Genomic DNA, 12,240 nt, shown 5'->3' with positions numbered 1-12,240 from the left:
AATTTAAAACACATCCGTATGCTATTTAGTAAGATTTACTATTCGAGACGTAATTATTGCAGTAATTAAGATAATACTAGCGGTTATCAAGCCAGATTCTCCAATCCAAATCTCAGTTTGATATCCTGTACTTGCACGTGCGAAAGGTCCTTGTATAATGGCATTCCAAGTGGTATGGATGATAACCGAAGGCCAAACGCTACCTGTGATAAGTCGTAAATAAGCTGTAATATAACTGAAGGGCACAATACAAAAATAGATGCCAAGTACTGAAAGTAGGATAGATGATCCCTCTACATATAGACCAGCAATAACAATTGGAACATGCCACGTTGCCCAAATCAATCCACTAATAAGGATAGGCCGTGAAAACTCTGCATCGACTAGCCTTGTGAGCATATAACCTCGCCAACCCATTTCTTCTCCCAAAACTGGGATTAAGTTAAGCAAACTTCCTAAAACTCCGCTCAATACTACTAGATAAATGAAACTGAATGGTTCCGGTAGATACTGAAGTCCAAGTATATTGTAGATCGGTTCTAACATACCACCTTCGGGATGCTGAAACCCCGCAATTCCGCTCAACCAGGCGATAGAATAAGTAATTCCACAAATAATCATAGGTATTAGCAGAGCAAAACCAATCCCCTTCCATATCTTTAAGTTACCGAGACTAAAAGATACATCTTTAAACCCTTCTTTCAGTATTATGCGAGTCAAAATAGAAGAAAATGCTGGGGTAAACATATATACCACAATAAGCGGCATACTTTTAGTAATTATTACTACTACATTTAGGATAATAGAAGTAATGATTAAGATACTCAGAAAGAGTTGCAGTCCTATTTTAGCACGTTGGATTTTATCTTTATTGTGGAACGATTTTGCGTGTAATATCATTGTAATTCGCCCTTCCCCTTTAATTCACTTGTTTATCGAATTTACTTCTTGTCATTTCCACAGACACAACTTAGAATAAAAATATTTTGGCATACAGATTAATTCATCTTTAAAATCCCTCCCAAATTTATAATCTAGTCTTACTTGCGACTCATCAATGTAATTATTATTTATAAGTTGTCATAGCCGATAGTACAAAAGTGTAATGATTAGTCTATGACCTGTGTCAATTAACCTTATGACAATATGTAACTAGAAAATATGATATGGGATAGATAACAATTGAATTAAGGCAATTGATTCGTGCAAGTACATGAATCAATCTCGCTTTTAAAAACAATTCAATTGAGGTGGAAAAAAATGAATAAGAAAAGAATAATTGCAATGGTTAGTACAGCTTTATTAGTCACAGGATGTGGAGAAGTAGGAAACGCTCAAACAGTAGCAGTCGAAAATTCAGGTCAATCAATCCAAAAAAATATAGTTAAATCAATACAATCACAGGCTTACCCATTAAAAACGATAGAACCGTCAAAATCATTTGAGGATTTAAAACCACTTAAGAAAATGATTGGGAGTGCACAATATGTAGGATTAGGAGAGAATACTCATGGAAGCTCTGAAATTTTCACTATGAAGTTTCGACTTGTGAAATATTTAGTTACTGAGATGGGTTTTACAAATTTCACAATGGAAGAAGATTGGGGAAACGGCTTAAAGCTAAATGAATATATCCAAACAGGAAAAGGAAACCCTAGGGAATTTTTAAACTTGTTATATCCTACTGATGAAATTATAGCCATGATTGAGTGGATGAAAGATTATAATGCTGATCCATCCAATAAAAAAAAGATCCAATTTATTGGGCTCGACTTAAAGGAATTGGACCAAGGTTGCTTTAATAAAGTAATTGATTATGTAAGGCTGCATCGACCAGATTTGCTGGCAGAAGTAGAAGAAAATTATAAAGAATTGTCGGCTTTTAATGGAAGTACACAGGAATATATGGACCTTGCTCCTGAAATAAAAGAAAAGTTCAAAGCAAACGCTGAGAGAGTAGCTCGATTACTAAAAGATGAGAATAAACAAACCAACACAGAAATAGTTTCACCCGAGTACATCTGGGCGAAAGCAACGGCAAGTGCAATAGAGAAATTTACCACAATGCTAATTCCTAACGACTATCCAAGTATGTTAAAGCTACATGAGCAATACTTGGCCGATCATGCAATGTGGGCACAAGAGACATTGGGTGGTAAAACGATGGTATGGGGACACAATATTCATATTGCTAAAGGAATTATCGATGAGAAATTATACCCTTATGTTGCGGGGCAATTTTTGAAGGAACGTTTAGACATTAATTATGTCACAATTGGTAGTACAACTACGGAGGGGAATTTCACCTTATACAGCGAATATGATCCTTCTACTGGAGGTAAGATTACAACGGGTACGATTCCACAAAATGTAAATAGTTTTAACTATACCCTCGGAAAAGTACCATATAACATGTTTTTATTGGATAACCGTCACCTTAAAGGACAAGCAGAGAAATGGGTTAAAACAAAAAGACCATTACTAAGTTTAGGGGGACAAATATTCCCAAACGAATCGGCATACTTTGATAAATCATTGCTTGAGCAATTTGATATTATTTTTCACATTCGAAAAACAAGTCCATCTCATATTAAATAAAAGTACAAAACAATCCCGTTCTTGCATCTGCAAGAACGGGATTGTTTTATGGAGATTAATATAAGCATCTTTTTTAACCAGAAGTAGGTTACTCTCCCCTTTTTAGCATCATTTAGAGATGTCATATGACACTTTTACACTAGTGAGAATGACAAAAAAAGCAATATAATTCGTTTATTACATAGATAGGAGCGATGAGCTTTATGAAATCAAGATTCATCCAGAATGGTTATTTTTTATTACTAACTTTCATTACAGGTTTGTTTTATTTTTGTTTTTATCTAATAGCTCTGCTATTCAGTTTCACCCTTTCATTTACGGTAGTTGGGATTCCATTAGTTATACGCGTACTACAAACTACCACACCCTTTATCCAATTCGAGCGCATACAAACGAAAATTTATACTGATATTTCGACAGAATCTTACGATAGAAGTGTAACAACGGATACATCGGACTGGGCGCAAGTAAAATTAGGACTTACGGATCGCCACACCTGGTCTGCTGTCTTTTGGTTAATGCAGAAATTTGTGATTGGCATTTTCAGTCTCATTAGTGCAATCATTTTTTATGTAATGCCACTTATGTTCCTGTTAGCACCACTATTGTATCGATACATCGATATGAATATTATTTTCATACAGATAGATACTTTTCCCAAGTCACTCCTTGCAATGTCTATCGGTATAGTGTTTACCGCCATAAGTATTAAAATAGTAGATGGTTTAACGAAAAAATTTGGAGGTTATACACGCAGTATGATTCAGCAACTAAATCGATAGAAGTTTGTAGTCTACGAATAGTAGGCAGTTTAAACTTAAAAATATAACAATGTAAGAAGGATTATTCTATAATATAGGAAATGAGAAAGAAGGCTACTTAGGGGGTAAATAAATTGTTTGATATGGTTAAATATTGGTTTTGGTATGATTGGATTATGTTAGGAATCCGTCTACTTGTTAGTGTGTCTACCCTCCTAGCAACATTAAATTTCCAGGATGGTTTAACATTACCACTTTGGATTATTATTATTTGGGAAATTATTGCCTTCTCTATTCCATGGGTAGCCTTACTATTCAATTATAAATATTACTTATTCACAGAAATATTGCTATATGGTGGACTATGTATATTCTTAACCTCTTTATTTCCAGAAGCTTACAATATCTTTCTTATATCGGTATTTCTTATCGCAGCAAATAGTAAGCATTTGTCCTATTATTGGACAGCTCCAACAACAGTTTTTATAACAACTGGAATTTTCTATGCGGTTGCGCCAAGTAATAGCTATTGGGTTATGGTCACCTATTATGGATTCGCTTATGTAATGGGATTCGCCTTTCATTTATTAATCGTCAATCATAAGCAAAATGAAGCAATTCGTAAACAAAACGCAGTACTTGAGCAATATATGTCTCAGATTGAACGCATAACACTGGCAGAGGAACGAAACAGACTGTCGGGTGAGCTTCATGATACCGTTGGTCACGCTTATACTTCTATTATTATGGGGATGGAAACGTTGCGCACCGAACTTGCTACTGAAATGGGTATACAGAGGCTAGATTCTCTGCTTGAAATGGGACGTAAAAGCATCGAGGACGTGAGAGGTTACCTACATCAAATGGAGTCTCCGTGTCAATCGCCCTCCTTAATTCAATCTCTACAAAATCTTGGAGCCGAATTTCAGGAGCACGCTCAGGTTACTGTAAGTTTTCGGGCATACGGAGAGGAATATCAATTGTCTCGGCAAGCGAAGATAGCGTTCGTTCGTTGCTTACAAGAATCTCTTACAAATGCAGTACGTCATGGTCAGGGGACTGAAATTATAGTTTCATTGCAGTTTGAACAACAATATACGAGGTTAGAAGTTCAAGATAACGGAAAAGGAAATGTAGAATGGCAGGAAGGCTTCGGTATGAATGCGATGAAAGAACGGGCAATGAATTTGCAAGGTCAATTGTCTGTATATACAAAGCCAGAGGAAGGAATGCTTGTTACATGTACCATACCGCGACAAACTGAAATAAAAGATGGACTTATTCGTTTGTTAATTGTAGACGACCAGCCATTTGTTCGGGAAAGTTTGAGGACACTACTCGATAGATATGAAGATTTAAATGTAGTCGGTTTGGCTGAGGATGGCAATCAAGCCATCGATTTGTGTGGGCGCCTTCAACCCCACGTTATACTTATGGATTTAGATATGCAGCACATGGATGGAGTCGAAGCAACCAAAAAGATTAAGCAACAATGGCCACATATCCGCGTATTGATTTTTACAACTTTTCAGGATACCGAACAGGCGTTGGAATCACTTCGCAACGGTGCGGATGGTTTTTTACTCAAATCTATTGAAACATTGGAGCTAGCTAATACGATCCGACTTATTCACAAAGGTGGGACACTGATTGATCAGGGAATGTCTCACAAAATATTTGAGAAGTTTGATGAGCAAATCGAGACACCACAATCAAAAGCAACTGCTTATGAGCTAACAGCTAGAGAGATAGAAATATTACAGCTAGTAGCAAAAGGACTTCGATACACTACCATAGCATCAAGGTTATATTTATCGAATGGTACGGTCAGAAATTATGCTTCCACAGCTTATACAAAGCTAGGAGTCCGTAACAAAGAAGAAGCTGTTCAGAAGGCTCTAGAAATTGGAATTATTGAATAACAAAATGTTTTGCGGTACATACCAATGAGTAACAAAAAAAACAGAACGCTTTGTGTGGTTTCTTTTGTAACAGAGTAAATAAGGTCCGTTATCGTATAAGTAAATGTTAAAACACTTACTGTTTTGTCATAATAAAATCATTGAATCTTATTCTCTAAAATACAATAGCCTACTATCAATTTAACTGATAGTAGGCTTTTAAAATTATTTAAGAACTTGGTTATGTTCTAATTTAACAGTTTTCATCAGTGGAAATATTATCACTTCGGCTCTAAAGTTAACACCTTCCCCTCTATTCCATCCATATTCAATGTAGTCGTATGATACTCACCGTTCACCCAATCATCTATTTGATCATGATACCAATCGCTTCTAAAATGTCCTGATTGTCCCGGCCCTACGATGTGATAACCGTTTGACATATCTTTCGTATCAATTACGAATCGCCAAGAAGCTCCGTGATTGACAATACCGTTATCTCCGTAACTCGCTGCTTGAACGGTAACTTGGCTTCCGCCAATTGGAACTGGTTTCTCACGATTAAATGCAAGGAGTGCTAACATACTAGATGATTTTGAGATTGGATGGGTAAAAGCAAGTTGATGGTAATCGCCCCACTTCCACTCCGCAACATCTGGCCCATATTCCTTCTGTAATTTTTTCATTACATTCTCGTACGATGTATGCACAACTTTCGTGAAGCCTCCATACTTCGTAAACCAAGCGCTATTTTCTCCTGCTACTTCTTTTCGAATCAATTCATCAACAACTTGTGACTTCCCTTCAAATAACTCCATCACATCTTTCGGTATTTCTTTTGAAAATACTGTATTAGAAATCTCTTTCATTACTAAGTGAAAAATTAATGGTGCTGCCTCATCTTTACTATCGTAAAAATTCCACTTCGATAATTGTTTTACTCCTTCTTTCTCTACTTCATTTAAAGATGTTTTATTTAACTCTTTTAAAAATATAGGAGCAAACTCTTTCCCATATAAATTTTTTTGATCCATCTGTAAATCTTCTAAATCTTTCACCGTATACTTTTCCTTCTCTTGTAAAAACTCTTGAATACGCATTTGTCTATATGGCTGTGCCCACGTATTACTAATATGGTACGGATAATTATCATCAACAATTTTATTATTTGCAGTTGAAATAAACCCTTGTTTTGGATTTATTACTTTTGGAAGCTGATCAAACGGAATATACCCTTCCCATTCATATTCATCTGTCCATCCTGGCACTGGCAAACTACCATCACCTTTTTTACGCACTGGTATATTTCCATTCGCTTTGTAAGCAATTGTGCCGTCGTTTGATGCAAACACAAAGTTTTGAGTTGGTGTATGAAAGTCTTGAAGTGCAGTTTCAAACTCATTCCAATCTTTCGCTTTATTCATATTTAATACAGCCTTTAATTCAGCGGAAGGCTCCAAAGCAGTCCATTTCAAAGCGAATACTGTTTTCGTTTTCTCTTTCCCTTTATCCGCAAACTCCGAAATGACTGGACCATGCCTTGTAACCGTAACGTTATACGGAATTGTTTTCCCACCTTTTACTTTAATAGATTCATCCACAACAGTAGCTTTTTCCCACTTATCGTTATACAAAAATTCATTTTCATTATTAGGATTTCTCTTTTCAATATATAAATCTTGCACATCAGGACCTGTATTCGTAACGCCCCACGCTATTTTATCATTGTGACCTAATATAACACCTGGCACTCCCGCGAAAATAACGCCACTCACATTTAAGTCTTTCATTTCAAGTTTCGATTGATACCATATTGAAGGTGTCGCAAGAGATAAATGAGGATCATCCGCTAAAATCGGCTTACCAGACGCACTCTTCTCGCCGCTTATCACCCAGTTATTACTACCATTAAACTCTGGTGGAATGACCGTTTTTGCAAAACTTTGTGCTACATCCACATTTGTATTTTTCAGTTCAGCTAGCAATCTAGGTGCATCTTTTGGATATGTAGGAAATAGCTCATTTGCTTGCTCTTTCGGAAGATTTTTCAACGCCCAATATCGAAACGCCTGTCCATGCCAATGTCCTCCTAAATCAAACGCCATATACTTTCCGATTGTTAAAGAGTCCACAATTGACCATTCAGCAGGCTCATAGCCTAGTAAAGTAAACTCAACCGGCAATTTCTTTTCCTCTTTCGCCTCACGTATAAAAGCGTTCACTCCATCAGCAAATGACTGCAGGGCATATTTCGTTTCCCCATCATATTGACTAACAGATGCTTCTGCCGCTCGCCGTAAACCGAGCGTTCGAAACAATTTATCTCGATCAACAGCTGCTTCCCCTACAACTTCACTTAACATACCAGAAGCTTGTCTTCTACTTAAATCCATTTGAAACAAACGATCTTGCGCTTGTACGTATCCTTGCGAAAAATATAAATCATGCGCATTTTCCGCTTTAATATGTGGTACACCTTTACTATCTCGTTTCACCGCAACAGCATGTTGTAAATCCTCAAGTTTTATCGTTCCATCTATCTTTGGCATAGAACTAAGCGTATATATGTTCAAAAAAATCGCTGTACAAATAACTAATAAAAGAACGATACTACTAGACCAAATAAAAATTCTTTTTCCCCTATTTCGTTTCTTTTTTATGACGACTTCCATACAATCCCTCCTCTCTCAATCTATTCGCTTCTATTGTAAAAGAACCTTTTAGAAAAGAAGAAATCATTACTTGCTCATGCTATGGATCATACAAACTGAATACCGCTCTCTTACGCACTATTTCCTTTCCTTTACTGAAGCTTACTTGTCCTTTCTTACACCAATTCCTCAAAATCCCCTGCACATAAGCGAACGTCCCCTTATTATTTTCAAACGCAATTTTAAGTGCCTCTAGTACTTTATCTCCTGAAACTCTTTGCATCCATTCCTTTAATTCCTTCGCGATATATGGAGATAGACTACTAATGTTTTGTTCGTAAAATTTATAAACTTCACTATGCGGAGTGGCATCCTCTACTCTTTCTACCTCTTCCTTCTCTTCCTTCTCTTCCTTCTCTTGAATAATTGCTTGTTGTGAATTACTACTAACCTCTTCCTCTGGCATACCAAAATACTGAAGTAATAATGGAATCTTGCATTCTTCTTCAAGACATTTACGCAAAAACTTATGTAGGAACTCTTTACTTTTCACCAGTTTCAGCTCACGTAATACACATTTCTCTATGTTCGTATTAAAAATAGGATTATAGTGTAACCAATTTATAATGAATAACTCTTTCGTTTCCGCATCATATAAAATCTTCCCGTATTCCACAAACCGGTTCAATAACTTCTCAACAGTTTCCATACTGTAACCAGTTTCAAGCTCTGCCAAACGCTTCGGTAATATGTAAATACCACATTGCTTCGTTTTCGTACCAGTTAACAAATATATATAAAAATAACGCTCTTCTGGCGTTAAATCTAAAATGAATTCATCTTGCCAAAAGTTCACCTGCACATTACGGTACACCGCCATCAGTTTCCCTCCCGCTCTTTACTAGCAAATAGGAAAGTTCCAATCCTTCAATATAAATATAAGAATGAGGGAACGGTTTTGGCATTCGAATTTCAAATTTTTTTACTACTACTACAACGTTTTTATTTTTTCGCGCTTTTTTGTTCTTGTAGTTGTTTTTGTTTTGTTTTTTCTTAGTGATTTATTACTTGGTAGGTGCTTATGAGGGGCTTTGAAGGGGGTTATATAGTATTTTCATTCCCCTCTTATCTGATGTCTAATTACAAATGTCTCCAACAATCTTCATACATTGCAGACAACCATTATGATTCACCTACTTATATTTACTGGAAAACAAAAAGCACTTGTTGCCTTCGTAGACAATTCAGTGCTTTAAGGTTGAAAGTTTATAAATAAAAGTGTCTATAATCGACATAGTTGATTGAAATACAATTCTGTTACATTTATTTTAGTAACGATAATATGATACATACCGAATTATCTATAACTGAACGTTCTGGGCGTGATTTCATTAACACTGTTAATCCAATTAATAAAGTGACTAGCGTTTGTGCCAATGCTTTAGCGTTCACATCACTTTGCAGTTCTCCAGACTGAATACCTTTGGCGATTAATTCTTGAAATATAACTGAAAGATACATTTGATGTTCTCTAGTCAACACTTCAAATTTTTCATTATGAGGGGCAATCTCAACCATTGTGTTAATACAAAAACAGCCTTTATTTGATTCTCTTTTATATTCCTCTTCCACCATATTTTCAAAAAACATACGAATTGATTCTTTGACAGATTGTTCTTTTTGAAGTTCTGTTCGAATGCTAGTCGCGTGTAAATTCGTGTATCTCCGTAATGCAGCTTCAAACAGCCCTTCTTTATCACCAAATGCTGCATATAAACTCGGTCTTTGTATGTCCATTTTAGCAGTTAGATCACTTAATGAAGTAGCAGTGTATCCTTTCTCCCAAAAAAGTTGCATAGCAGCGTCCAAAGCTTTTTCTTCATCAAATTCGCGTAGTCGAGCCATTTAACCCCTCCTCTTTCTTCATCTGTTTTTTAAATTACAAATCATCATTTTATGTACTAATCAGTATGTTATATATCGTATTAAATTATAAATGATATGTCAAAAGAAACTGAAATAACTTTACAATTAACTTGACATAGTAACTTATCCCTGATTATATTTTACTTACGAAATAACATACCGTTCGGTATATTATTTTAAAAATAAAAGGAGATGATAATATGGATACTAAAGAAAAAATGACAACTGCTCTTACTCAGAATAATGATCAGTTCCAATTACCTACCAATACAATCATGCCCCGCTATATAACTCTATTATTTTCAATAGCTTGTGGGATGGCTGTGGCGAATATATACTTCGCTCATCCTCTACTTGATTCTTTATCAAATGAGTTTAAGATCAACCATTCAACTATTGGTGTCGTTATTACGATTACTCAAGTTTGTTATGCACTCGGATTACTTTTATTAGTTCCACTTGGGGATTTGTTAAACCAAAAAAAACTTATTATTGTTCAAATGCTTTTATCCGTTTTCGCTTTAATTGTGGTCGGAGTCGCTCCTTCAAGTACCGTACTTTTTATAGGTATGGCCTTAGTCGGAATTCTTGCGACTGTTACGCAGACACTTGTCGCATACGCATCCATTTTAGCTAACCCAAAAGACCGTGGGCGAATAGTAGGTTTCGTCACGAGTGGTGTCGTAATAGGAATTCTACTTGCACGTACATTTGCCGGAACATTAACAGATTTAGCGGGATGGCGTTCCGTTTATCTTACCTCTGCTGTACTTATGCTCTTCGTAATTGGCTTGTTATATCGTAATTTACCTAATCTTGAACATAAAAAAACAGCTATGACCTATCGTAAATTATTACGTTCTGTTCTCTTATTATTTGTAGAAGAAAGGATCTTACGTATTCGCGGAATATTAGCATTGCTTATTTTTACTTCCTTCAGTATTTTATGGACTTCATTAGTTTTACCTCTAAGTGCTGCACCATATAATCTATCACATACAGCTATCGGAGCATTTGGTCTTGCTGGAGTTGCTGGTGCATTAGCTGCCACTAAGGCCGGACAACTCGCTGATCGCGGATTTGGAGAAAGAACTACTGGCATAGCCTTATCCTTATTATTACTTTCATGGCTCCTCATTAAATTAATGAACCATTCTCTATTCCTACTAGTTACCGGTGTTATCCTTTTAGATTTAGCTGTGCAAGCTGTACATGTCACGAACCAGAGTATACTTTTCACAGTGCGTCCTGAAGCGAGAAGTCGGCTCACTGCTAGTTATATGATTTTTTATTCTATCGGCAGTGCTACAGGTGCAATTCTTTCCACAAACATTTATGCAAGCTACGGATGGAACGGAGTTTGTATATTAGGTACATCCGTTAGTGCTTGCGCTCTTTTATTCTGGGCAATGACCTTACGACGATCATCATAAATAAAGGCTGTTTTCTCAAAGATTGTTGCTGCTAAAAATAAAAGGCAGATTTAATCTACAAAACGTGTAGAATACTTTGCTATAATCAACCCAGGATATATAATTATGGTTAATCGAAAGGAGGGATAATAATGAAACAAGTAGCTCTCCATCAATTGCACAAAGAGCATAATACACGAATAGCAGAATTTCATAAAAACCACGAAATTGAAATTCAGCGTGGTGAAAATGGGAACGGTTTGTTAGCTAAATGGGAAAGATTTTTTTATAACAAGGTAATTTCCCCTCTAAAGAATGTGAAATAATACCTACCTATTAAATGAATTGTCATCCTTGTACAGTTCATTTTTGTATCGCATTTTAAGTCAAATACGCATTAACGGGCAGTAAGACTCCCACCTCAAAATTCGGCTGGAGCAAAGAAGTTAGGTGGGGGAATAACCGCCCGTTAATGCCCGATTGGTGCGGGCTAATAATCAGTGGGGGATGCCCCCACTGATTAAAATTTCACTTTATATACCCTATCTCTTTTCTCATCACTTTTAATAAAAGTAAGCTTCCCTTCCGCAACAAAACCTTCTAATATTAAGCATACTTTTCCATATACTTTAGGCTTATTCGTTGTGAATCTTTCATCTGGTATTTTACCAGCTCGTATTAATTGTTCGCACAGCTCAAGTGCACTTATTTCTTCAGCATCCATTAATTCCAATATATCTTTTTGCAATGGCGATAAAGGTACTGGTATCTCAGCCACCTCTACCTTTTCTTTTTCTTCTTCAAATAAATCTTCAAATGAAATTTGATTCATTACATCTTTTCCTTTCTGACAATGGATTTGTATAACATGAACTGAATCCTATAAAGAGTAGTTATTGTTATGTAGTACTTACCTTATTACATAAATGTCAAACTCATGTACATCGTTTCATATAGTATGGTTTGATTATACCAAATATACGTTCTATCT

The 12,240-nt window shown here is 36.0% G+C and carries 10 protein-coding genes; 5 read left to right on the top strand and 5 right to left on the bottom strand.

Annotation, left to right across the window (positions count from 1 at the left end; translation table 11 throughout):
• Window positions 1–21: 21 nt before the first annotated feature.
• A complete protein-coding gene (locus QCI75_RS11305; RefSeq protein WP_144506086.1) occupies window positions 22–900 on the bottom strand; it encodes a CPBP family intramembrane glutamic endopeptidase in 879 nt (292 codons plus the stop codon).
• A gap of 360 nt (window positions 901–1,260) precedes the next feature.
• Here QCI75_RS11305 and QCI75_RS11300 point away from each other — a divergent pair, with 360 nt between their 5' ends.
• The 3 genes from QCI75_RS11300 (at window position 1,261) to QCI75_RS11290 (ending at window position 5,281) form a co-directional block, all read left to right on the top strand.
• The gene (locus tag QCI75_RS11300; protein ID WP_353760483.1) at window positions 1,261–2,598 is read left to right on the top strand and encodes an erythromycin esterase family protein; all 1,338 of its coding nucleotides are present in this window, start codon (window positions 1,261–1,263) and stop codon (window positions 2,596–2,598) included.
• Between the two features lie 203 nt (window positions 2,599–2,801).
• Window positions 2,802–3,380: a sensor domain-containing protein gene (locus QCI75_RS11295; RefSeq protein WP_353760482.1), complete on the top strand. Its 579-nt coding sequence runs from the start codon at window positions 2,802–2,804 to the stop codon at window positions 3,378–3,380.
• 113 nt (window positions 3,381–3,493) lie between these two features.
• A complete protein-coding gene (locus QCI75_RS11290) occupies window positions 3,494–5,281 on the top strand; it encodes a helix-turn-helix transcriptional regulator (RefSeq protein WP_002084561.1) in 1,788 nt (595 codons plus the stop codon).
• A 260-nt stretch (window positions 5,282–5,541) separates the two neighbouring features.
• On the opposite strand, the gene QCI75_RS11285 is transcribed toward QCI75_RS11290, so the two are convergent.
• The 3 genes from QCI75_RS11285 to QCI75_RS11275 form a co-directional block, all read right to left on the bottom strand.
• Complete coding sequence (locus QCI75_RS11285; protein ID WP_144506089.1) at window positions 5,542–7,932, bottom strand: penicillin acylase family protein; 2,391 nt, start codon at window positions 7,930–7,932, stop codon at window positions 5,542–5,544.
• A gap of 79 nt (window positions 7,933–8,011) precedes the next feature.
• A complete protein-coding gene (locus QCI75_RS11280) occupies window positions 8,012–8,791 on the bottom strand; it encodes a DnaD domain-containing protein (RefSeq protein WP_353760481.1) in 780 nt (259 codons plus the stop codon).
• A 443-nt stretch (window positions 8,792–9,234) separates the two neighbouring features.
• Window positions 9,235–9,816: a TetR/AcrR family transcriptional regulator gene (locus QCI75_RS11275; protein WP_353760480.1), complete on the bottom strand. Its 582-nt coding sequence runs from the start codon at window positions 9,814–9,816 to the stop codon at window positions 9,235–9,237.
• A gap of 221 nt (window positions 9,817–10,037) precedes the next feature.
• Between QCI75_RS11275 and QCI75_RS11270 the strand changes: the two genes are divergently transcribed.
• Complete coding sequence (locus tag QCI75_RS11270) at window positions 10,038–11,270, top strand: MFS transporter (protein ID WP_353760479.1); 1,233 nt, start codon at window positions 10,038–10,040, stop codon at window positions 11,268–11,270.
• Between the two features lie 131 nt (window positions 11,271–11,401).
• Window positions 11,402–11,575 carry a hypothetical protein gene (locus QCI75_RS11265; RefSeq protein WP_186321016.1) on the top strand — a complete coding sequence of 58 codons (174 nt, stop codon included), beginning with the start codon at window positions 11,402–11,404 and terminating at the stop codon, window positions 11,573–11,575.
• Between the two features lie 194 nt (window positions 11,576–11,769).
• Here the strand turns inward: QCI75_RS11265 and QCI75_RS11260 are convergent, their stop codons facing one another.
• A complete protein-coding gene (locus QCI75_RS11260; RefSeq protein WP_144509005.1) occupies window positions 11,770–12,081 on the bottom strand; it encodes a DUF3895 domain-containing protein in 312 nt (103 codons plus the stop codon).
• Window positions 12,082–12,240 lie beyond the last annotated feature (159 nt).

Origin of the sequence: Bacillus cereus group sp. RP43 (assembly GCF_040459645.1) — a bacterium.
Lineage (GTDB): Bacteria > Bacillota > Bacilli > Bacillales > Bacillaceae_G > Bacillus_A > Bacillus_A mycoides_C.
Note: the sequence above shows the minus strand (reverse complement) of the source record. Positions and strands in the feature narration are given on the sequence as shown.

Coding starts and splice junctions, on each gene's coding strand:
- QCI75_RS11305 (WP_144506086.1), bottom strand. CDS start 900: ATGATATTACACGCAAAATCGTTCCACAATAAAGATAAAATCCAACGT.
- QCI75_RS11300 (WP_353760483.1), top strand. CDS start 1,261: ATGAATAAGAAAAGAATAATTGCAATGGTTAGTACAGCTTTATTAGTC.
- QCI75_RS11295 (WP_353760482.1), top strand. CDS start 2,802: ATGAAATCAAGATTCATCCAGAATGGTTATTTTTTATTACTAACTTTC.
- QCI75_RS11285 (WP_144506089.1), bottom strand. CDS start 7,932: ATGGAAGTCGTCATAAAAAAGAAACGAAATAGGGGAAAAAGAATTTTT.
- QCI75_RS11280 (WP_353760481.1), bottom strand. CDS start 8,791: ATGGCGGTGTACCGTAATGTGCAGGTGAACTTTTGGCAAGATGAATTC.
- QCI75_RS11275 (WP_353760480.1), bottom strand. CDS start 9,816: ATGGCTCGACTACGCGAATTTGATGAAGAAAAAGCTTTGGACGCTGCT.
- QCI75_RS11270 (WP_353760479.1), top strand. CDS start 10,038: ATGGATACTAAAGAAAAAATGACAACTGCTCTTACTCAGAATAATGAT.
- QCI75_RS11265 (WP_186321016.1), top strand. CDS start 11,402: ATGAAACAAGTAGCTCTCCATCAATTGCACAAAGAGCATAATACACGA.
- QCI75_RS11260 (WP_144509005.1), bottom strand. CDS start 12,081: ATGAATCAAATTTCATTTGAAGATTTATTTGAAGAAGAAAAAGAAAAG.